Genomic DNA, 20467 nt, shown 5'->3' on the forward strand with positions numbered 1-20467 from the left:
AGACCGTACCCGGAGGGCGGGTCAGCGCTCGCTGTCGAGGTGGGCCATCGCGGCGGCCGCGTAGCGGTCACCGGCGGCCGCGTCGGCCGGGACGGCGTCCTCGATCGCGGCGAGGTCGGCGGCCTCCAGGACGACGTCCAGCGCGCCCAGCGACTCCGCAAGCCGCTCCCTGGTCCGCGCGCCGACCAGCGGCACGATGTCCTCGCCCTGGGCCAGCACCCAGGCGATCGCGATCTGCGCGACGGAGACGCCCTTCTGCTCGGCGATCTTCCGCAGGGCCTCCACCAGGTTCAGGTTGTGCTGGAGGTTGTCGCCCTGGAAGCGGGGGGAGTAGGCCCGGAAGTCGTTCGCGGCGAGCTTGCGGTCGGCGGTGAAGTGCCCGGAGATCAGCCCGCGCGACAGCACGCCGTAGGCCGTGATGGAGATCCCCAGCTCCCGGGTGACCGGCAGGATCGACCGCTCGATGCCACGGGAGATCAGCGCGTACTCGATCTGGAGGTCGGCGATCGGCGCGGTGGCGGCGGCCCTGCGGATCGTCTCGGCGCCGACCTCACTGAGGCCGATGTGCCGGACGTACCCCTTCTCGACCAGCTCGGCGATCGCGCCGACCGTCTCCTCGATCGGCACGTCGGGGTCGAGCCGGGCGATGCGGTAGACGTCGATGTGGTCGACGCCCAGACGCTGGAGGGAGTAGGCGGCGAAGTTCTTCACGGCCGCCGGGCGTCCGTCGTATCCGCTCCAGCCGCCGTCCGGGTCGCGCAGGGCGCCGAACTTCACGCTCACCTGGGCCTGTTCGCGGCGGGCGGCGGGAGCGGTGCGCAGCGCTTCGCCGATCAGCAGCTCGTTGTGCCCCATGCCGTAGAAGTCGCCGGTGTCCAGCAGTGTCACGCCGGCCTCGAGGGCCGCGTGGATCGTCGCGATTCCCTCCGCCCCGTCGGCGTCGCCGTACAGCGCGGACATGCCCATGCAGCCGAGGCCGAGGGCGGAGACCTGGGGACCGGTGGTGCCGAGGGAACGGGTTCGCATCGTCATGCGTATCAGCTTGTCATGACAGCTGACAGATTTCAATATCTGTCAGCTGATATCTGCCGGCCGAGATCCGTCCGGTCGACGGACCGGGCGCCCGGAGGACAATGAGAGATGTCGGTGCGCAGTCACCTCGGCGGCGCCTGCCCGCCGGCCCAGCGGCCTTCCGCGCCGCCCTGGAGGACTGCCATGAGCATGCGCATCGCCACGTTCAACATGGAGAACCTCTTCCGCCGCCCCACGGCCTTCCGTCTCGCGGACCCCGTGAAGCGCAAGAGGATCCTCGACGACTTCGCCGAGCTGGTCTCCCTTCTCGACAAGAAGGAGTACACGGACGACGACAAGACGAAGATCGCCGCGATCATCAAGCGGCACCGGGCCTACGAGATCGACCCCGAGAACCCGCCGCCGATCTTCATCAACCAGGCCCGTCCGGGCAAGGACTCCGGGCTGTTCAAGCCGCCCGAGTCGGGAGAAAACGTCACCATCACCGCCACGGGCCGTTCCGCGTGGGTCGGTTGGGCGGAACTGGGGGAGGACGACTTCGAGATGGACACGGTGACGAACACCGGCCGGGTGGTCTCGGAGGTCGACGCCGACATCCTGCTCACCGTGGAGGTCGAGGACCGGCTCACCCTGGAGCGCTTCAACACGCAGGTGCTGGCCGGGGCGCTCGGCAGACGGCCCTACCCCTACGCCATGCTGATCGACGGCAACGACCCCCGCGGCATCGACATCGGGATCCTGAGCCGGCACCCGATCACATCCGTCCGGTCCCACGTCTTCGACACCGGTACGGACCGTCCCGACCTGCGCCTCTTCAGCCGCGACTGCCCCGAGTTCGAGATCGAGGCGGACGGCACGCCCCTGGTCGTCCTCGGCAACCATCTCAAGAGCAAGTACCAGGACAACCCGAAGCTGCGGCTCGCACAGGCGAAGCGCGTCGCGGAGGTCTACCGGGCCGCGCTGGAGCGCACCCCGCACGTCGTCGTGGCCGGAGACCTCAACGACGACCCGGACAGCGATGCCATCGCGGTGCTACGGGACACCGGGCTGCGGGACGTGATGAACCACCGCTCCTATCACGGCATGCCCGGTACCCACGGGAAGTGCAAGTCCGAACGGGACAAGCTCGATTACCTCATGCTCCCGCCGGCACTGTGGCAGGAAGTGCAGCACGTCGGCCTGGAGACCCGCGGAATCTCCGAGGAAGGCATCAAGTCCTTCGACGAGGTGACGTCGAAGGCCAACTCGGCGTCGGACCACGCGGCGCTCTACACGGACGTCGACCTGTAGGCCCCGGCGAAGCAGGCCCGGCCTCCGGCCCGACCGAGGACACCTCCAAGCGCGGGTACAACCACCTGGAGCGGTTCGCGTCGGTCACCGCGGGGGACCTCGACCGGCTGCGCGACGACGCCCTGAAGACCGTGGGCGTGGCCTGACCCGCACACGCTCCGACCGGCGCGCACAGCACAAGGCCGGCCCCGACGGGGAGTACCCGTCGGGGCCGGCCCCGGTCTGTCCGGTGCCGCGGGCGGCTACGCGCCGATCAGGCGGCCGGCGAGGTAGCTCTCGATCTGGTCGAGGGACACCCGCTCCTGCTTCATCGAGTCACGCTCACGGACGGTGACCGCGTTGTCGTCGAGGGTGTCGAAGTCGACGGTCACGCAGTACGGCGTGCCGATCTCGTCCTGACGGCGGTAACGGCGGCCGATCGCGCCGGCGTCGTCGAACTCGATGTTCCAGTTCTGACGCAGCGCGGCGGCGAGGCCCTTGGCCTTGGGCGACAGCTCAGGGTTGCGGGACAGCGGCAGGACCGCGACCTTCACCGGGGCGAGGCGGTGGTCGAGGCGGAGAACGGTCCGCTTCTCCAGCTTGCCCTTGGCGTTGGGCGCCTCGTCCTCGATGTAGGCGTCGAGCAGGAACGCCAGCATCGCGCGGCCGACACCGGCCGCGGGCTCGATGACGTACGGCGTCCAGCGCTCGCCGGCCTCCTGGTCGAAGTAGAAGAGGTCCTGACCGGAGGCCTTGGAGTGGGCCGTGAGGTCATAGTCGGTGCGGTTGGCGACACCCTCCAGCTCGCCCCACTCGTTGCCGCCGAACTGGAAGCGGTACTCGATGTCGGCGGTGCGCTTGGAGTAGTGGGAGAGCTTCTCCTTCGGGTGGTCGTACCACCGCATGTTCTCCTCGCGCAGGCCCAGGCCGGTGTACCAGTTCCAGCGCTGCTCCATCCAGTACTCCTGCCACGTCTCGTCCTCGCCCGGCTTGACGAAGAACTCCATCTCCATCTGCTCGAACTCGCGGGTGCGGAAGATGAAGTTGCCGGGCGTGATCTCGTTGCGGAAGGACTTGCCCATCTGGGCGATGCCGAACGGGGGCTTCTTGCGCGAAGTGGTCTGCACCTGGGCGAAGTTGGTGAAGATGCCCTGGGCGGTCTCGGGGCGCAGGTAGGCGATGGAGCCGGTGTCCTGCGTGGGGCCGAGGTGGGTGGAGAGCAGACCCGAGAACTGCTTGGGCTCGGTGAACTGGCCCTTGTTCCCGCAGTTGGGGCAGTTCACGTCCGCCAGGCCGTTCTCCGGCAGGCGGTTGTGCTTGGCCTCGTACGCCTCTTCCAGGTGGTCCGCGCGGAACCGCTTGTGGCAGGAGGTGCATTCGGTCAGCGGGTCGGAGAAAGTGGCGACGTGGCCGGAGGCCACCCAGACCTCGGGGGCCAGGATGACGGACGAGTCGATACCGACCACGTCCTCGCGCGACGTCACCATGTAGCGCCACCACTGGCGCTTCAGGTTCTCCTTGAGCTCGACACCCAGCGGTCCGTAGTCCCAGGCGGCCTTCTGGCCGCCGTAGATCTCACTGCACGGGAATACGAAGCCACGGCGCTTGCTCAGGCTGACGATGGTGTCGATCTTGTCGGCGGCCACGGTGCTCTCTTCATAACGACGACGGGCGACGAAGCGAGATGCTTCCAGAGAAGACTTCAGGGTACCGGCGGGGACTCCCCCTCGACCAAATCGGATCCCTGCCCAGACCCTTACCCAGCCGTTACCAGGCCTTGTTGACAACGGTTTCCATATTTGTTGAAAATGACTGTCATGAACGTACGACGACGCCTCATATCCGGCACCGCGGTCGCGGCGGCCACCGCCCTCGGCCTCTGCACCCTCTCCGCCTGCACCTCCGACAGCGCGGCCGCGGCCAACACGGACAAGTTCGACGTCGTCGCGTCGTTCTACCCGATGGCCTTCCTCGCCGAGCGGATAGGCGGGGACCATGTGAACGTCACGAGCCTCACCACGCCCGGGCAGGAGCCGCACGACCTGGAGATCAGCGCCCAGCAGACCGCCGCGCTCCAGAGTTCCGACGCGGTGCTCTACCTCAAGGACCTCCAGCCCTCCGTCGACCAGGCGGTGGCCCAGTCCGAGATCAAGACCAAGATCGACGCCGCCTCCCTCACCACGCTGGAGAAGCACGGCAACGAGGTCGGCGGCCACGCGGCCGAGCACGACGACCACGAGAACGAGGAGTCGTCCGGCCTCGATCCGCACATCTGGCTGGACCCGGTGCGCTACTCCCAGGTCGCCCAGGGCGTCGGCAAGGCCTTCGAGAAGGCCGACCCGGACCACGCGGCCGACTACAGGACCAACACCGCGGCCCTCGTGAAGAAGCTCGACGCCCTGAACACGCGGTTCAAGGACGGGCTGGCGAACACCAGGACCAAGGTCTTCGTCACCACGCACGCCGCCTTCGGCTACCTCGCCGAGCGCTACGGCCTGACCGAGGAGGCCATCAACGGCCTCGACCCCGAGTCGGAGCCCAGCGCCGCCCGCGTGAAGGAGCTTGAGAAGATGGCCCGGGCGGACGGCGTCACGACCGTGTTCTACGAGACGCTCGTCAGCGACAAGACCGCGAAGACCATCGCCTCCGACGCGAACCTCGAGACCGACGTCCTCGACCCGATCGAGGGCATCACGAAGAAGTCCCGGGGCACGGACTACTTCTCGGTCCAGGAAGCGAACCTCGAGGCGCTGAAGAAAGCCCTGGGAACGAAGTGAATCTCCAGTGATCTCAACGGAGGGCGTCATGGACGCGAAGGCCGAGCCCGTCATCTCGCTGCGCGGGGTCCGCGCGGAGCTGGGCTCCCGGCCCGTCCTGCGGGGCGTCGACCTCACCGTGCGGCACGGTGAGGTCGTCGCCCTGCTCGGCGCGAACGGCTCGGGCAAGTCGACCGCCGTACGCGCCGTGATCGGGCAGGTCCCGGTCAGCGCCGGCGAGGTCGAGCTGTTCGGCACGCCGCGCCGCCGGTTCCGGGACTGGGCTCGGGTCGGATACGTCCCGCAGCGCACGACGGCCGCCGGCGGGGTTCCGGCCACGGTGACGGAGGTCGTCTCCTCGGGCCGGCTCTCCCGCACCCGCTTCGGCGTCTTCCGCAAGGCCGACCGGGAGGCCGTCCGGCACGCCCTGGACCTCGTGGGCATGGCCGACCGGGCCAGGGACAACGTCGACGCCCTGTCCGGCGGCCAGCACCAGCGCGTGCTCATCGCCCGCGCGCTGGCCTGCGAACCCGAGCTGCTGATCATGGACGAGCCGATGGCCGGCGTCGACCTGGCCAGCCAGGAGGTCCTGGCACGGACCCTGAAGGACCAGGTCGCGGCCGGTACGACGGTCCTGCTGGTGCTGCACGAACTGGGCCCGCTGGAGCCCCTGATCGACCGGGCGGTCGTCCTGCGCGACGGCTGCGTCCTGCACGACGGTCCGCCCCCGCGAGCCCTCGGCCAGCACGCCCTGCCCGGCCACGACCACGTACACCCGCACGCACCCGCGGGCGCCGAACCGATCCGCACGGGACTGCTGAGCTGATGGACTTCCTGAACTACGCCTTCATGCAGCGGGCGCTGCTGGCCGCCGTCCTGGTCGGCATCACGGCCCCCGCCGTCGGCATCTACCTCGTCCAGCGCCGCCAGGCCCTCATGGGCGACGGCATCGGCCATGTCGCGATGACCGGCGTCGGCCTGGGCTTCCTGCTGTCCTGGTCCCCGGTGTGGATGGCCACCGCCGTCTCGGTCCTGGGCGCGGTGACCATGGAACTGATCCGCTGGTACGGAAAGACCCGCGGCGACATCGCCCTCGCCATGCTCTTCTACGGCGGTATGGCCGGCGGCGTGATGTTCATCAACCTCGCGCCGGGCGGCTCGAACGCCAACCTGACCTCGTACCTGTTCGGATCGCTGTCGACCGTGTCCGAGTCGGACGTCACGGCCATCTGTCTGCTCGCGGCCTTCGTGGTCGTCGTCACCCTGGGGCTGCGCCGCCAGCTTTTCGCGGTCAGCCAGGACGAGGAGTTCGCCCGGGTCACCGGCCTGCCGGTGCGCGCGCTGAACCTGCTGACGGCGATCACGGCGGCGGTCACCGTGACGGTGGCGATGCGGGTGGTGGGCCTGCTGCTGGTTTCGGCCCTCATGGTGGTCCCGGTGGCCGCGGCCCAGCAGCTCAGCCGAAGCTTCGCCGCCACCTTCGCGATCGCGGTGGCGATCGGCGTGACGGTGACCATCGGCGGCACGGTCACCTCGTACTACCAGGACGTCCCGCCCGGGGCGACGATCGTGCTGCTGACCATCGCCGCGTTCATCGCGCTGAGCGTGCTGGCCGCTCCGCTGGCCCGCCGCCGCGCCCGCGCGCTGGCGGCGGCGCATCCGGCCGGCGACCCGGCCGAGTGCGCGATTCCGGCCACCCGCGCGGCGGGGGACGAGGTCGGCGTCTGACCGCGCACGGCCGGTGCTGGCACAATGGCCCGGCAAGCCGCAGACGTGAGGAGGCAACGGTGACAACCGCTGGACCGCCCGTGAAGGGCCGTTCCACCCGGCAGCGTGCCGCCGTGGCGGCCGCGCTCGACGAGGTCGACGAGTTCCGCAGCGCCCAGGACCTGCACGACATGCTCAAGCACAAGGGCGACTCGGTGGGCCTGACCACGGTCTACCGCACCCTCCAGTCGCTCGCCGACGCGGGCGAGGTCGACGTCCTGCGCACCTCGGACGGCGAGTCGGTGTACCGCCGGTGCTCCACCGGCGAGCACCACCACCACCTCGTCTGCCGGGTCTGCGGCAAGGCCGTGGAGGTGGAGGGCCCGGCGGTGGAGAAGTGGGCCGAGGCGATCGCCGCGGAGCACGGCTACGTCAACGTGGCGCACACGGTGGAGATCTTCGGCACCTGTGCGGACTGCTCCTCGGGCTGAACGGTCGCGGGGCGGTGGCCGGGCGGCATGACCGGCCCTGGGGGCCGCGCCCCCAGTCCCTCCGGCCCGGAACGGGCCTTGTCCTCAAGCGCCGGACGGGCCGATCCACTCGGCCTCGTCCGCAGCACCTCTCCGGCTGACGAAGCACCTCTCCGCGCTAGGAGGTGGCCTCCTGGTCCGAAGTCCTGCCCTCCATCGCCAGGAGTTCCTCGTTCGTGACCGCGCCGCCGAAACGGCGGTCCCGGGACGCGAACTCGACGCAGGCCCGCCACAGGTCACGGCGGTCGAAGTCGGGCCACAGCACGTCCTGGAAGACCAGCTCCGCGTACGCGCTCTGCCAGAGCAGGTAGTTGGAGGTGCGCTGCTCGCCGCTCGGCCGCAGGAACAGGTCGACGTCCGGCATGTCCGGGTAGTACAGGTACTTGGCGAGGGTCTTCTCGTTGACCTTCGACGGGTCGAGCCTGCCCGCCTTCACGTCCTCGGCGAGCGCCTGCGCCGCGTCCGCGATCTCCGCCCGGCCGCCGTAGTTCATGCAGAAGTACAGGGTGAGACGGTCGTTGTCCTTGGTCTGCTCCTGGGCGACCTGGAGCTCCTTGGCGACCGACTTCCACAGCTTGGGCATCCGGCCGACCCAGCGCACCCGGATGCCGAGCTCGTCGAGCTGGTCGCGGGTCTTGCGGATGAAGTCGCGGTTGAAGTTCATCAGGAAGCGGACCTCGTCGGGCGAGCGCTTCCAGTTCTCGGTGGAGAAGGCGTACAGCGAGATGTTGCGCACGCCCATCTCGACCGCGCCCTGGAGCACGTCGAGGACCTGCTCGGCGCCGACCTTGTGCCCCTCGGTGCGCGGCAGCCCGCGCTCCTTGGCCCAGCGGCCGTTGCCGTCCATGACGATCGCCACGTGCTCGGGGACCAGCTCGCCCGGGAGCTTCGGCGGGCGCGCGCCGGACGGGTGCGGCTCCGGCGTCCTGTACTCGCGACGCTGCCGCCCCAGGAACCCGCGTACGACCATGTGCCTCTCGTCTCCTTCGACTTTCGCCTTGCTTGTTTCTCTACGCTTGTTTCTCTACGTACCTGAGTGAGCGCAGCCCGCGCTCCAGGTGCCAGTGCAGATAGGCGGACACCAGCCCGCTGCCCTCCCGGACGTACCGCGCCTCGCACGCGTCCGCCGTCTCCCAGTCTCCCGTGAGCAGCGCGCCCAGCAGGATCAGGGTCTGCGGCGAGGGTACGACGCTGCCGGCCACCCGGCAGTCGACGCAGACGGAGCCGCCGGCCGCGACGGAGAAGAAACGGTTGGGGCCCGGCATTCCGCACCTGGCGCAGTCGCCGAAGCTGGGGGCGTAGCCGTTGACGGCCAGCGACCGCAGCAGGAACGCGTCGAGGACGAGGTGCGGGGCGTGCTCCGCGCGGGCCAGGGTGCGCAGCGCCCCGACGAGCAGCAGGTACTGCTGGACGGCCGGTTCGCCCTCGTGGTCGGTGAACCGCTCGGCGGTCTCCAGCATGGCCGTCCCGGCGGTGTAGCGGGCGTAGTCGGTCACGATCCCGCCGCCGTAGGGAGCGATGATCTCGCTCTGGGTGCACAGCGGCAGCCCGCGTCCGACCAGCTCGCTGCTGCCCCGCGCGAAGAACTGCACGTCGACGTGCGAGAACGGTTCGAGGCGGGCTCCGAACTTCGACTTCGTCCGCCGGACCCCCCGCGCCACGGCCCGCACCCGGCCGTGCCCGCGCGTCAGCAGCGTGATGATGCGGTCGGCCTCGCCGAGCTTCTGGGTCCGTAGGACGATGCCGTCGTCCCGGAAGAGACTCATCGGGCACCGCCGGGGACGGCCTGCCGGGGGTGCGGCACGCCGCGGTCCGCCGCACCCGGCTGCCGGGTGGGGGGTGCGATGCCGTCGTCGCGGAACAGGCTCATGCGCCCATTCTCGCCTACGCCGGAGGAGCGGTGTGCCCGCCCGCCGTGATCCTCCGGAACGGCCCGCGCGACCAGGGGCGGCGCAACCAGCGGGGGCGAAGAGACGTCCGTGACGGAGGAGACCCTGATCCTCGACGGACGGAGAGAACGATCTCGAGCTCGCGCCTTTCCCCCCTTCCTGCCACCTCCGCGGCCTCCCGCCGCACCCTGCTGACGGCCGGCGCCGCCACCACGGCCGTCCTGCTCGCCGCGGGCCCCGCCGGAGCCGCCGGCGACCCGGTCACCGCCCGCCTGCGCGAGCTCGAGACCGGACACGGCGCCCGGCTCGGCGTGTTCGCGTACAACGTCCGCACGCGGCGGTCGGTCCGCCACCGCGCCGACGAACTCTTCCCGGTCTGCTCGCTGTTCAAGCCGCTGGCGGTGGCCGCCGTCCTGCGGGACCTGCCCGGGAAGACGCTGGACCGCCGCGTTTTCTGGACGGCGGCGGACGTGGTGGAGAACTCCCCCGTCACCCAGGAGCATGTGGCCGACGGCCTGACGATCGCCGAGTTGTCCGCCGCGGCCATCCAGCGCAGCGACAACACGGCCGGCAACCTGCTCCTGCGCGAGCTGGGCGGTCCCGCCGCGGTCACCCGCTTCGCCCGCTCCGTCGGCGACCGGGTCACCCGCCTCGACCGCTGGGAGCCTGAGCTCAACTCGGCCGAACCGGACCGGGTCACGGACACCACCAGCCCGGCCGCGATCGGCCGTACCTACGCCCGTCTCGTTCTCGGCGACGCGCTGGCCGCCGGCGACCGCCGACGCCTGACCGACTGGATGCTGTCCACGATCACCAGCGCCAACCGGTTCCGTGCCGGACTCCCCCCGACCTGGACGGTCGCCGACAAGACCGGCGGCGGCTGGTACGGCGCGAACAACGACGCCGGGATCGCCTGGACCCCGGACGGCGCCCCCGTCGTCCTGGTGGTCCAGCTCACCAAGCCGGCCAGGGACGCCGCCTACGACCACGAACTGATCGTGGAAACGGCGGGGGTGCTGGCGAAGGCCCTGGGGTAGGGCCTACGCCCCCTCGGGCCTGAGCCGGACGCTGTCCGGGACGCCGTTCGGGGAGGTGCCCGGGGCGGCGGCCTCCCACAGCTGGTCGAACCGGCGGATGAGGGGCTGGACCTCGTCGGCCCGGGCGTTCACCGTCGTCGAGGTGTTCACACTCAGCTGGTCGGCGTGGATCTCGTACGACAGCACCCCGTCGAAGACGATGCAGTCGATCATCTTGCCGCGGCGCAGGTAGAGCGGGAGCGCCTCCAGGGCCAACACCCGGACCTGGATGCCCATCTCCCGCTGCTCCGCGCAGATGGGTTCCAGGGCCGCCAGCTCTTCGGGCCGCTTCACGATGAACAGGCGCCGGACCGAGATGCGCCGTTCCAGGATCGCCTCACGCTGGGCGGTCAGATAGCGTCCGGCCGGTTCGGTGTTCCAGAACCCGTCGTCGACGACGGTGGTGCTGATGGCGTCGATGCTCGTCCGCGCGCACTTGGTCAGGGTCAGCAGCCAGTCGTGGTTCTCGCCCGCGCACTCCGCGCTGAGGTTGGTGAAGTCCTCCATCTGCGCGGCGAGACGGTCGATCTCCGCGTGCGCGAACCCGTGCAGGATCTCGGGGCCCATGGAGACGACCTTCGTGGCGTGCTCGGCGAGCCGGGGCACCCCGTCGCCGCGCAGTTTCTCCACCTCGGTGAAGAGCTTCGTGGCCTCGCCTATGTCGGCGAACCGCTTGTCCACGGACTCCCTGAGATCGCCCAGCTGGCCGACGAAGGAGGCCAGGAACTGCACGATCAGTACGATGCCGCCGCACAGCACGGACAGCACGAGCTGCCACGGGCCGTCCTCCTCGGACGGTCCGACGACATTGGTGAGCAGGTAGACGACGCCACCCGCCACCACGGTGATGAGGATCTTCTGCGTCACATGCCGGGCGCCGTCGCCGTCCCGGCTCCGGTCGCCCCTGACATACGAGTTCGTCGGTACGGACACTCTCTTTCTCCCCCCGTCGGGATCCTGCGCGAGCAGATGTCGTGGTGCCGTCAGGACAGGGCCGGCACGTCGCCCCCGATGACGTTCCGCAGTGCCAGCTGGTCCCTGATCCGCTGGGCCATGGTGTTCCACTGCCTGCTGAAACCCGGGTGCCGCTCCAGCTCCTCCCAGGGCGGGCTCAGGGCCCGGTCCAGGCGCGCCTGCGGCATCCACAGGTGCAGCAGATGGTCGACGAGCGGACGCAGCACCTTCATCGCGGCCGCCTGGTTCTCGGAGCCGGGCGGCAGGCCGTCGAGCTTGTCCCCGACGGTCGTCAGCAGCCAGTCGTGCAGGGCGAGGTCCTCGCACAGCGTTGCCGCCGCCACGGATGTGGTCCCGCGCGGCAGCCGCAGTTCGACGATCCGCAGCCCCGAGCCGAGTTCGGTGAAGAGCGCCGACGCCGGCTCGCCGTCGTCGGCCGGCGCGGCGGTCCAGCGCAGGCTGGTGTCGGGCGTGGTGAGCGGCGCGTCGTGGTCCAGGAGGTCGTGCCGGCGGGAGATCCTCGCCAGCAGGCTCTCCGCGATCGAACCGACGTCCAGCCGGTCCTGCTGGTGTCCGGTCAGGAAGCCCTCGGTGACGGACTTCTCGGGCAGCCGGCCGACCGGGACCAGCAGGCCGGGCCTGACCAGGTAGTACCCCCAGGGCCGGCGCCGGTCGGGCCCGGTGGCCGGGGCGGAGAAGTACGCCGTCGACTGGAGGACACGGCCCTCGACGAGACCCGCGTGCGCCGCCACCGTGCCGACCGCGCGGACCTTGGCCCCGGTGGCGGTGGGCAGCCGGCAGTCGACGCCGGTGAGGACGTCCGGGGACAGGGCGTGCCGGTTGGGGCGCCGGGAGGTCCGGACGGGCTCGTCGGCGCGCAGCCGCAGCAGCCGCACGGCGGTCCGCTCGTCCACCGCCCTGCGGGTGGGCAGCAGACAGGTCCGCACCTCACCGCAGGCGAGGACGGGACCGGAGGGCGTGCCCAGGCCGCTCATGTCACAGCCCCGGCGGGAACACGTAGGACGTGCGGTCCACGACACCCGCGGGCACCGGGAAGCCCTCACCGGCGGACCGCTCGGCGACCTGCGCGAGCGCCTCGGCCTCGACGTGGACCTGGTCGAGGATGACGCGTACGGCGTGCTCGACGGGCAGGAACCGGGCCGGCAGGACGCTGCACGTGCCGTAGGCGGCGAAGGGCGTCGCGGAGGGGTTGAGCTGGAGGACGGGCGGCAGCGCGTCCCACTCGGCCGGGAACTCCGCGCCCTGCCACCGGGTGGGGGTCAGCACGGCCGCGCCGTTGTCCCGCAGCAGCCCGAGCCGGACCAGCTGCCAGACGGCGGCCAGGAAGGCGCACGACCAGGTGCGTTCGTCCTCGGGCCCGTTCCACAGTTCGACGTCCAGGAACACGGAGTGGCCGCGTGCCTCGGTCTCGCTCGGCGGCTGCCAGACGCCGGTGGAGTCCAGGGCGGCCGAGGTCCGCTGGGAGGGGGCGCGGCGGCCGTTGGTGAGCCAGCCGGTGCGACCGACGGGCGGACGGAAGCCGTTGCTGCCGGGGGGCGGTGACTCCACCAGCCGGTGCAGGACGGACTCGGCGAGCGCGGCCCGGTCCCGGTGGGCGGCTCCGCCGGGGGCGAGGGCGGGGCCGGCGCAGGCCGACTCGCGGGCCAGGTAGTCGATGGTCAGTCCGGCCTCGGCGGCCGCCTCCAGCAGGGGCGGGATCAGCTCGGCGGGGGTGGACAGCCGGGAGAAGTAGTCGTCGATGAGGAAGCAGGTGCTGATCCGGGGCCGGCGGCCCGACGGCAGCGGGCAGAGACCGGCCCGGGCGGCGTCCACCCAGGGCCGTACACCGGCGAAGTGCCGACGCAGCCGGTCGGCCCCCTCGGCGAAGTCCTCCATGTACAAGTGGCCCAATTCCAGGGAGAGATGGGAGAAGGGCACGGATTCGGTGCGCGGGTCGGCGCTGCTCTCCCGGAAAACGGTGCCCGGCCCCTTCACAACTGCCCCCAGAACTTGTCGTCGGTCAGCCGCTGCGCGAGATCCCCCATGGCCTGCCAGGTCTCGTTGTTGGCGATCCGGCGGTCGTGCACGTCCTCGTCGGTGATGAGGCGTTCCTGCCACTGGAGGACGGGTTCCAGCGGAATGGACGCCAGCACCCTCGTTCTGCCGATGCCGCGGCCGGCGGCGAGCTCCTCGAGTTCCTTGTCGCACTGCCGCATCCACGCGTACTGCGCGGGCGACACCTGGGACCACAACGGCGACTCCAGATCGGGCACCGCGGCGCGGACGAACCTGATGGCGCCGCCCAGTACGTCCGGGTCGTGTCCGATGGCCGTACCGGCTTGCACTATCCCCTGTTTTCCGAATACGAGTTCGGCTGCCGCCATGACGTGCTGACGGGTCCACCGGTGATAGACGAGCCAGCGGTTCTTCAGGCGGCCGAGCCCGCCCCGGGGTGATGTCGCGGCGAGTGCCAGGTCCATGGCATAACTGCGTCCGGCGCTCAGGTCGACGATGATGAGGTCGAATTCGCGTTTCAGCCGGAGGACGAGATCCACACAGCGGTGCAGGTGCTCCTCGTCGGTGATGAATTCCCCGGCCGTCCGGTCGCCGGGCAGCAGCACCAGCCGCCCGGACCCGCCGGGCCGGCCGCGCAGGACGGGGTGTTCGGTGCGCGCCCAGACGTCGACCCGCAGCGGCTCGCCCGTCTTGCCCTTCAGATAGGAGTGCAGGCCACGCCCCTCGGCCTCGGAGAGGACGTCGGGCAGGTCGAACACGGCGGCAGCGGTGGGCGAGCCGAAGTCGAAGTCCAGGTAGCAGACGTCGTCCCCGTCCAGCGCGCGGTGATACGCGAGGTTGGCGCTGGTGACGGAGCGGCCGGTGCCTCCCTTGTCGGAGGCGGCGAAGACGAGCACCTTCACACCCCCCGGGCGTCGGCGCCGCGGGCGCGGGCCAGGGCGTAGAGCCGGGCCAGGACGCCGAGGGCGAGGGCGTGGGCGGTGCCGGGCTGTTTGTCGACGAGCTGCCGGGCGCGACGCAGGTCGGCCTCGATGCCCTTGATCTCTTCTCCCTGGGGGCTCTTGGGGGCGGGTGCGGGCTGCTCCAGCTGCTCCTTGCCGAACAGGTGGGCGGCCTCGCTGAGCGCCGCCTGGGCGAGGGCGGTCATCTCGGGGCTGCGGATCGGATCCTGTGCGTAGAGGGCATGGGCCGCGACCATGCACTCGGTGACGCGCTCGGTGATGCTCCAGGACAACGGTCCGGACCGGACCGGTGATTCGGGATACACGGCGTGCACGTTGTCCCACAGGCCGACGCCCTCGCCGTCGCTGACGCGGCGCGCCCAGAGGTGGTCGAGGATGTTCTCGGCGAGCGTGAGCAAGCGGTCCTGCGAGCCGATGTTCCGTGACAGCGAGCAGAGTTGGACGGTCCGCTTGAGCAGCTGCGCGGAGAAGTCGCTCATCGTCCACTTCATGGCCGGGCCGATCTCCTCGCTGCCCAGCAGCGGGAGGGTGACTCCGGGGTTGTGCAGGCCGATCGCCGGGTCCTCACGGGCCGTGCGGCTGGTGATGCGGCCGCGTTCGGCGAGGCGTTCCATGACGGCGACGGTGCGGGTCAGGTCGTCGTCGGTGGCACGGCGGCGCACCAGGTCGTGGACGAGGATCGAGGCCACGGACAGCGAGAAGTACTCGGACTCCAGCTGCTGGAGCGTGGTGCGCCAGGGGATCTCCTCCAGCGGCCAGGTGGCGGCGTCGAAGCGGGCGATGCCCGACCAGTACTGCTGGGTGATCTCCCAGCGCAGCCGCAGCGCGTCGGCCAGCTTCTGCTGTTCGGCGGTGAGCAGACCGAGGACGAGGGTGCGCTCGGAGGACAGGTCGGGGATGCCGTCGAGGGCGACGACGGTGAAGTACAGGTAGGGCACGGCGTGGGCCACGCCCTGGGGCTGCTTGCCGATGTCCTGGGCGGTCTGCGCCTCCACCTCGACCTCGGGGGCGCCCTTCACCAGGCTCCAGGCCCAGCCACACTCGAACAGCCGGTTCTCGTTGCGGAGCTGGTCGGCGACATCGGTGTCCAGGCCGAGGGTGACGCTCTCGCTGATGAGGGCGCGCAGCGACTTGAACCGGTCCTGGAAGCGGTGCAGCACCTGGCGGTCGGACAGCCGGCCCCGGCCGAGCAGCCGGGCGAGCGCCTGGCCCTGTTCGGAGCCGATGTCGACGACGTTGACGGTGAAGGAGCGCAGCAGGCTGACCATGGCCGCGGTCAGGCGGGCGCTGGTCGCCTCCCGCAGCTTGTCGATGCGGGCCAGGGTGCTCGCCCGCTGGGTCTTGCCCCGGTACACCTTGAGGAAGCCGAGGGTGGCCAGGCAGAGCGTGATCGACATGGAGTAGGAGTCGACGACCCCTACTTCCTCCTGCTCCTTGGAGAGTTCCTGCTCAGGGTCCTCCGGGGCGAAGTAGTAGCCGCCGGCGAAGGTGGGACTCTCCTCGCCGCGGTGGTTCTCCATGAAATCGCCGAGGATGTCCACGAGGTTCATGGGGATCTCGCTGGAGTCACCCGCGTTCCTGAGGGCCCGCTCCACGTCCAGCTGCGTGGTGTCGGGGTCGTCCAGCCGGAACGGCTCGATCTCGGTGGCGGGGTACAGAAGGCAGAGCAGACGCTCTGCGTCGGCGACGCTGCTGCGACCGCCCCATTCACCCCACTGCCATTCTCCGTCGTCGAAAGAATGGCGAGCGATGGCCTGCCACACCTCGAGCAGGTTCTGTCTCGGCTTGATCTGCATGCCCATTCCCCTCGCACAGGCCCGTCACCATGGAAAAGAACTCCGGCAGCTCATTCGTCGTGCCGGTTCTTCCGTTGCCCGCAGGCCAGGATCATACCCGTGTAGCCGTCCCGCACAAGCTGCTTCGGATTGGCCGTACGGTGAATTTCCACATGGTCCGCGTAACCGCCGAGAACCGCCCGCACTTCGGATTCGTCGATATCGCGGGCGGGAAATGTGTGGTCGCCGACACGATATCCTTCGGAATGCTCCATGAAGGCGGCGGCGAAAGGCGCACCGGAATTCAGGGCGTTCATGAAACAGCCCACCCCCCGCCGGAATTCGGCGAGCGAGGTGGTGATGGATTCGGCGACGAAGAACATCGTACCGAGGTCCCAGCGGCGTTCATCGGCGCAGAGGTCGAAGAGACTGCCCGCCTCGGGCTGCTGGACGGCCTCCTTGAACCGGATCCTGGGTGCCATGCCGAGCGTGGCATATGCCTCGTCCTTGCACAGGACGTTCCAGAACTGATCCCAGTGGGGGGCGTAGTCGGGGGCCTGGCTCCGGAGGTACTCGAGATTCCGGGCGGACCGCTCCAGAAGCGTGATCCGGTCGCACCAGGGAAGCATGGCGAGGGCCGGATAGAGATTGGGCCCGGCGCCGACGTCGATACCGGAAGCCACCCGCACGCGACCTCGGAAGTGATCACTGAAGTGATCGCGCACATGGGAGAGGATCTCCTCGTCCACGGCCTGCATCTCGAGGTAATTGTGGCTGATGTACACGCCGGGATCGAAGTCGTCCCAGGGCGCGTCACCATTCAGCTTTTGGTCAGCGGCGGGCGGTACCGAGGTCATGATTCAGCGTAGCAGGACGCATGGGTCTTGAAGGAGTGGGTGCACGGAGCAATGATGGAGATCAGGTACGCAAATCGCACCGGCTGCAATTCGATTTGTCGACATTCACAAGGGGACGGTATGACTCCTCTTCCCGGAGATCGTGTTCCGTCGGGCACTGGTTCGATAATGAGCCAGATGTCCGGAGAAAGACCCTTACGGATCAGAGCGGTCACCGAGGCGGATCTGGAAGCGGACCTACCCCTTATCGTGCGCCTCGACGCGGACGCCTTCCCCCACGGTCCCTACCCCTACTTCGTCCTGCGCCAACTCGTCACCGCCTGCGCCGACCTCGTGTACGTCGTGCACGACGGCACGGACCTCTACGGATACGTGCTCGGGACCGCGCCGAACGACGCGCAGAGCTGGGTGCTCAGCCTCGCCATCACCCCCGGGCTGCGGGGAAAGGGTTTCGGCAGGCGACTGATGACGAAACTGCTCGCTCAACTGCGGGCGAAGGGCGCGCATTCCGTCCGGCTCTCCGTGGAGCCGCGCAACGACTCGGCCATCGCCCTGTACCGCTCCCTGGGCTTCGTCCCCGATCCCGACGGGCCCCACGTGGGCTATTTCGGTCCCGGCGAGGACCGCCTCCTCATGACGCTCACCCTGTGAGCCCCGCGGGTCGCCCGAACCCCCGCACATATCTGCGCTGCCAGGGCGTCTCCACCGCGCGCCGGTCGTAGTGACGGCGGACGAAGTCCACCGCCTCGTCCGCCGGAACGCCGTCCAGGACCGCCAGGCACGCCAAAGCCGTTCCGGTACGGCCGCGGCCGCCGGCGCAGGCCATCTCCACGCGTTCTCCGGCCGCGCGACGCCACGCCTCGGTCAGGGTCGCCCGGGCCTCCGCACGGTCGCCGGGGAGGCGGAAGTCGGGCCAGCGCAGCCAGCGGGACTCCCAGGGCGGCAGCGGGGGCCGCGTGCCGAGCAGGTAGACGCCGTACGTGGGCGCGGGGGCCGCGGGGTCGAGCGGGCGGCGCAGGCCGCGACCGCGGATCAGGCGGCCGGACGGCAGCAGGAGCACTCCGGGATCGTCCTCACGCCAGGCCCACGCGTCACTTCTCATCACCCCATTCGAACGCGGGCACGGCGGACGGGCAACCGATTCGGCCCGACCGGTGGTCTGGAGGGCGAGGAGGGTGCTTGATGCAGGCCGAACAAGAAGACCGGTTCCAGGAGTTCGTCAGAGCCCGGTGGTCCCGGCTCGTGCGCACCGCGTATCTGCTGACGGGGGACGTCCACCACGCGGAGGACCTGACGCAGACCGCGCTGGCCAAGGCGTACCGGTCGTGGCGGCGGATCTCGCGCAGCGACAACCCGGAGGCGTATGTGCGGCGGATGCTGGTCAGTTGCAACAGTGACCGGTTCCGCAAGCGGCGGGTCGCCGAGGCTCTGACCGCTGCGCCGCCGGAGCGGGCGGGACGCGACGAGGGCGCCGGGCGGGTGGAGGAGCGTGGCTCCCTGCTGGCCGGACTCGCCCAACTGCCGCCGAGGCAGAGGGCGGTGGTGGTCCTGAGGTACTGGGAGGACCTGTCCGAGGCGGAGGTGGCCGAGGTGCTCGGCTGCTCGCCGGGCACGGTCAAGAGCCAGGCCTCGAAGGGACTCGCGAAGTTGCGGACGCATCCGGGGCTGGCCGCCGACCGCGCGGTGTCGGGGCGTCGCGGTCAGGAGCAGGCGCAGGTGCGGGTGCAGGGTCGGGTTCGGATTCAGGGTCAGGTTCAGGGAGGCGGCCGGTGAACGGCTCGGGGAAGCAGGCGGACCGAGGTGACTCCGGATTCGAGGAGCGGATGCGTGAGCTGCTCGCCGAGGACGCGTACACCATCCAGCCCTCGTCGGTGCCGTATCCGGCTATCCGGCGGCGTGGACTGGCCGAGCGGCGGCGGCGTGTGGCGTTGACCGGAGCGGCGCTGATGACGCTGGCCGCGGTGCCGGTGGGCGCTTACGCCGTGGCCGGGGGGAGCGGGGGGCGGGGCGCCGACACGGCGGCGCCGAAGCCGTCGGTCAGCGCCCCGCACAGCACGGCCGGGAGCGCGTCCACGACACCGGGCGGCACGGCGGCCGGCCCCGGGAAACCCGCGACCGACGGGCAGTTGCTCGACGGGATCACCTTCACGCAGGCCGCGGACGGTCTGCGGAAGTGCCTGGCCGCCGAGGGCGGGCCGCCCGGGAGCGCCGCGGATCTGGGCGGGGCCGAGGACTACCGGATCATCCAGGCGATCAGGAGCACCGGGGACTCCCACGACGCCGGCGACGGCATCTACGTCACCGCGGTGAACAAGCGGTCCGCGGGCCGCTGGGTGATCTGCTCCGTCAAGGACGGGGTGGCCTCGGGCATCAGCACCGGCTCGATCGACGCCGGGGCGCCGGGCGCGGGCCCCGTCACGGTGGACGGCAACGGCGAGCAGCTGTACCAGCAGTCGTTCATCGACAAGGGCACATGGAAACTGCCGTTCCGGTGGGGGGTCGTCGGCGCCGTCGAGGCGTCGGTGGCCGAGGTGACCGTCTCCTACGGCGACGACGGCCCCGTGACCGCGGCCCTGGACCACGGCTGGTTCGCCGCCGCCGGGGTGCTGAACCAGCAGGTCTCGCTGGCCCCGCACATCAAGGGCTACGACGACTCCGGCAAGCTGGTCTACGACTCCGACCAGGACGGGACGTACCGGCGCACGCTGCCCTGACCACGCCGGTCAGCGGCTGCCGGGGCGGCGACCGGGCGGGGGCCACTCCCCGGGGAGTGTCAGGACGGCGTCCGGGCCGCCACCAGCAGGCGGGTCACGTCCTCGGCGCGGATCGTCAGGGCCGCGCCGACCGTCGTCAGGACCTCTCGCTCGGCCGGGGTGTACGGGCCGTCCGCGAGGGCGATGCGGGCGCCCTGGAGCAGGATCGATTCGCGGCCGATCGCGGCGAGGTGCGGGGCGAGCGGGTCGAGGGCCTCGTGGAGCTCTATGGCGAGTCCCGCTCCGTAGGGTTCGCCGTAGTGGTGGCCGGTGTCGGAGGCGAGAGCGGCGACGAGCGCGGCGAGCTGTTCCTCCGTGCAGTCGGTGAAGCCGGCCGCGCGCACCGCCCCCGCCGCCGTCTCCAGGGACGTGCGGGCGCAGGTGCCGCCCGCGGACAGGACCGCGAGGGCGACGGTGTGCACGGCGTCGCGGAGCATCGCCGAGAAGCGGATGGTGGTGGGGTGGTCGAGGACGTCGGTGCCGAAGTGGCGGCGGCAGGCCGCGCACTCGACGACCGGGCCGGTCTCGCCGCGTGGCAGGACCGGCATGCCGAGGAGGGTGAAGCGGCGCTGGCCGGTCAGCCGCTGGTAGTTGCGGTCGCCTCCGCACCCCGGGCAGAAGAACTCGCCGTCGCCCGCGGGCGTCCACGCGGTACGGGTGCCCAGGATGCGGGCAAGCCCGGTGACACGGCCGTCTCGTCCCCGTCCTGGCAGCACGTCGCACCTCCGTAACCCCGCGGCAACATCGCCGCACGCCTCCGTGATGTTAGCCACATCCATGAGGTGTAGTCAGCACCCAGGACGAGACCTTCCCGTGACCTCCACAGCGGGATGGCCGATATACGACGGGGCCCCGACCGCCGTATACAGCGGTCAGGGCCCCGAAAGTCCC

The 20467-nt window shown here is 70.5% G+C and carries 21 protein-coding genes; 9 read left to right on the plus strand and 12 right to left on the minus strand.

The features are described 5' to 3' along the window. Positions 1-21 precede the first annotated feature (21 nt). Positions 22-1032, minus strand: a complete 1011-nt coding sequence (locus tag QF030_RS15215; RefSeq protein ID WP_307163215.1) for an aldo/keto reductase — start codon at positions 1030-1032, stop codon at positions 22-24. 183 nt (positions 1033-1215) lie between these two features. Here QF030_RS15215 and QF030_RS15220 point away from each other — a divergent pair, with 183 nt between their 5' ends. Continuing rightward, positions 1216-2322, plus strand: coding sequence for an endonuclease/exonuclease/phosphatase family protein (locus QF030_RS15220; protein WP_307163216.1), 1107 nt, complete (start codon positions 1216-1218; stop codon positions 2320-2322). A 242-nt stretch (positions 2323-2564) separates the two neighbouring features. Here QF030_RS15220 and QF030_RS15225 read toward each other — a convergent pair whose 3' ends face one another. Then, positions 2565-3947: a glycine--tRNA ligase gene (locus QF030_RS15225; RefSeq protein WP_307163217.1), complete on the minus strand. Its 1383-nt coding sequence runs from the start codon at positions 3945-3947 to the stop codon at positions 2565-2567. 171 nt (positions 3948-4118) lie between these two features. On the opposite strand from QF030_RS15225, the gene QF030_RS15230 reads away from it, so the two are divergent. Genes QF030_RS15230 through QF030_RS15245 form a run of 4 tightly spaced genes read left to right on the plus strand, consistent with a single transcriptional unit; the run spans position 4119 to position 7255 of the window. Beyond that, entirely contained in the window at positions 4119-5078 is a 960-nt protein-coding gene (locus QF030_RS15230) for a metal ABC transporter substrate-binding protein (RefSeq protein ID WP_307163218.1), read from the plus strand. 28 nt (positions 5079-5106) lie between these two features. Then, a complete protein-coding gene (locus QF030_RS15235; RefSeq protein WP_307163219.1) occupies positions 5107-5883 on the plus strand; it encodes a metal ABC transporter ATP-binding protein in 777 nt (258 codons plus the stop codon). Next, positions 5883-6785, plus strand: coding sequence for a metal ABC transporter permease (locus QF030_RS15240; protein WP_307163220.1), 903 nt, complete (start codon positions 5883-5885; stop codon positions 6783-6785). Before QF030_RS15235 ends, QF030_RS15240 begins: the two co-directional genes overlap by 1 nt. Before the next feature lie 59 nt (positions 6786-6844). After that, positions 6845-7255 (plus strand): Fur family transcriptional regulator, encoded by a 411-nt coding sequence (locus QF030_RS15245; protein WP_307163221.1) that lies wholly within the window; start codon positions 6845-6847, stop codon positions 7253-7255. A 157-nt stretch (positions 7256-7412) separates the two neighbouring features. On the opposite strand, the gene QF030_RS15250 is transcribed toward QF030_RS15245, so the two are convergent. Next, entirely contained in the window at positions 7413-8264 is an 852-nt protein-coding gene (locus QF030_RS15250; protein ID WP_307163222.1) for an isoprenyl transferase, read from the minus strand. Positions 8265-8304: 40 nt separating this feature from the next. Then, on the minus strand, positions 8305-9060 hold the full coding sequence (gene recO, locus QF030_RS15255; protein WP_307163223.1) for a DNA repair protein RecO: 756 nt from the start codon (positions 9058-9060) through the stop codon (positions 8305-8307). A gap of 254 nt (positions 9061-9314) precedes the next feature. Here recO and bla point away from each other — a divergent pair, with 254 nt between their 5' ends. Continuing rightward, positions 9315-10220 (plus strand): class A beta-lactamase, encoded by a 906-nt coding sequence (gene bla, locus QF030_RS15260; protein WP_373428892.1) that lies wholly within the window; start codon positions 9315-9317, stop codon positions 10218-10220. A gap of 3 nt (positions 10221-10223) precedes the next feature. Here the strand turns inward: bla and QF030_RS15265 are convergent, their stop codons facing one another. Genes QF030_RS15265 through QF030_RS15290 form a run of 6 tightly spaced genes read right to left on the minus strand, consistent with a single transcriptional unit; the run spans position 10224 to position 16823 of the window. Beyond that, the gene (locus QF030_RS15265) at positions 10224-11192 is read right to left on the minus strand and encodes a hypothetical protein (RefSeq protein WP_307163224.1); all 969 of its coding nucleotides are present in this window, start codon (positions 11190-11192) and stop codon (positions 10224-10226) included. Between the two features lie 50 nt (positions 11193-11242). After that, a complete protein-coding gene (locus QF030_RS15270) occupies positions 11243-12208 on the minus strand; it encodes an SCO2521 family protein (RefSeq protein WP_307163225.1) in 966 nt (321 codons plus the stop codon). 1 nt (position 12209) lies between these two features. Next, the gene (locus tag QF030_RS15275; protein ID WP_373428763.1) at positions 12210-13208 is read right to left on the minus strand and encodes an SCO2522 family protein; all 999 of its coding nucleotides are present in this window, start codon (positions 13206-13208) and stop codon (positions 12210-12212) included. Then, on the minus strand, positions 13205-14125 hold the full coding sequence (locus QF030_RS15280; protein WP_307163226.1) for an SCO2523 family variant P-loop protein: 921 nt from the start codon (positions 14123-14125) through the stop codon (positions 13205-13207). Before QF030_RS15280 ends, QF030_RS15275 begins: the two co-directional genes overlap by 4 nt. 2 nt (positions 14126-14127) lie before the next feature. Next, complete coding sequence (locus tag QF030_RS15285; RefSeq protein WP_307163227.1) at positions 14128-15987, minus strand: SCO2524 family protein; 1860 nt, start codon at positions 15985-15987, stop codon at positions 14128-14130. Between the two features lie 50 nt (positions 15988-16037). Beyond that, positions 16038-16823 (minus strand): SCO2525 family SAM-dependent methyltransferase, encoded by a 786-nt coding sequence (locus QF030_RS15290; RefSeq protein WP_307163228.1) that lies wholly within the window; start codon positions 16821-16823, stop codon positions 16038-16040. Between the two features lie 177 nt (positions 16824-17000). On the opposite strand from QF030_RS15290, the gene QF030_RS15295 reads away from it, so the two are divergent. Next, the gene (locus QF030_RS15295) at positions 17001-17474 is read left to right on the plus strand and encodes a GNAT family N-acetyltransferase (RefSeq protein WP_307163229.1); all 474 of its coding nucleotides are present in this window, start codon (positions 17001-17003) and stop codon (positions 17472-17474) included. Here QF030_RS15295 and QF030_RS15300 read toward each other — a convergent pair. Then, the gene (locus tag QF030_RS15300) at positions 17464-17925 is read right to left on the minus strand and encodes a protein-tyrosine phosphatase family protein (RefSeq protein ID WP_307163230.1); all 462 of its coding nucleotides are present in this window, start codon (positions 17923-17925) and stop codon (positions 17464-17466) included. The genes QF030_RS15295 and QF030_RS15300 overlap by 11 nt on opposite strands. Before the next feature lie 80 nt (positions 17926-18005). Here QF030_RS15300 and QF030_RS15305 point away from each other — a divergent pair, with 80 nt between their 5' ends. Then, positions 18006-18596: a SigE family RNA polymerase sigma factor gene (locus QF030_RS15305; protein WP_307163231.1), complete on the plus strand. Its 591-nt coding sequence runs from the start codon at positions 18006-18008 to the stop codon at positions 18594-18596. After that, positions 18593-19537: a hypothetical protein gene (locus tag QF030_RS15310; protein ID WP_307163232.1), complete on the plus strand. Its 945-nt coding sequence runs from the start codon at positions 18593-18595 to the stop codon at positions 19535-19537. Before QF030_RS15305 ends, QF030_RS15310 begins: the two co-directional genes overlap by 4 nt. A 59-nt stretch (positions 19538-19596) precedes the next feature. On the opposite strand, the gene QF030_RS15315 is transcribed toward QF030_RS15310, so the two are convergent. Further along, positions 19597-20292: a TerB family tellurite resistance protein gene (locus tag QF030_RS15315; RefSeq protein WP_307163233.1), complete on the minus strand. Its 696-nt coding sequence runs from the start codon at positions 20290-20292 to the stop codon at positions 19597-19599. Between the last annotated feature and the right edge of the window lie 175 nt (positions 20293-20467).

Origin of the sequence: Streptomyces rishiriensis, from assembly GCF_030815485.1 — a bacterium.
GTDB lineage: Bacteria > Actinomycetota > Actinomycetes > Streptomycetales > Streptomycetaceae > Streptomyces > Streptomyces rishiriensis_A.

Bases quoted from the DNA above. Each gene is read 5' to 3' on its own strand.
- QF030_RS15215 (WP_307163215.1), bottom strand. From the start codon at position 1,032: ATGACGATGCGAACCCGTTCCCTCGGCACCACCGGTCCCCAGGTCTCC.
- QF030_RS15220 (WP_307163216.1), top strand. From the start codon at position 1,216: ATGAGCATGCGCATCGCCACGTTCAACATGGAGAACCTCTTCCGCCGC.
- QF030_RS15230 (WP_307163218.1), top strand. From the start codon at position 4,119: ATGAACGTACGACGACGCCTCATATCCGGCACCGCGGTCGCGGCGGCC.
- QF030_RS15235 (WP_307163219.1), top strand. From the start codon at position 5,107: ATGGACGCGAAGGCCGAGCCCGTCATCTCGCTGCGCGGGGTCCGCGCG.
- QF030_RS15240 (WP_307163220.1), top strand. From the start codon at position 5,883: ATGGACTTCCTGAACTACGCCTTCATGCAGCGGGCGCTGCTGGCCGCC.
- QF030_RS15250 (WP_307163222.1), bottom strand. From the start codon at position 8,264: ATGGTCGTACGCGGGTTCCTGGGGCGGCAGCGTCGCGAGTACAGGACG.
- recO (WP_307163223.1), bottom strand. From the start codon at position 9,060: ATGAGTCTCTTCCGGGACGACGGCATCGTCCTACGGACCCAGAAGCTC.
- QF030_RS15270 (WP_307163225.1), bottom strand. From the start codon at position 12,208: ATGAGCGGCCTGGGCACGCCCTCCGGTCCCGTCCTCGCCTGCGGTGAG.
- QF030_RS15285 (WP_307163227.1), bottom strand. From the start codon at position 15,987: ATGCAGATCAAGCCGAGACAGAACCTGCTCGAGGTGTGGCAGGCCATC.
- QF030_RS15290 (WP_307163228.1), bottom strand. From the start codon at position 16,823: ATGACCTCGGTACCGCCCGCCGCTGACCAAAAGCTGAATGGTGACGCG.
- QF030_RS15295 (WP_307163229.1), top strand. From the start codon at position 17,001: ATGTCCGGAGAAAGACCCTTACGGATCAGAGCGGTCACCGAGGCGGAT.
- QF030_RS15300 (WP_307163230.1), bottom strand. From the start codon at position 17,925: ATGAGAAGTGACGCGTGGGCCTGGCGTGAGGACGATCCCGGAGTGCTC.
- QF030_RS15305 (WP_307163231.1), top strand. From the start codon at position 18,006: ATGCAGGCCGAACAAGAAGACCGGTTCCAGGAGTTCGTCAGAGCCCGG.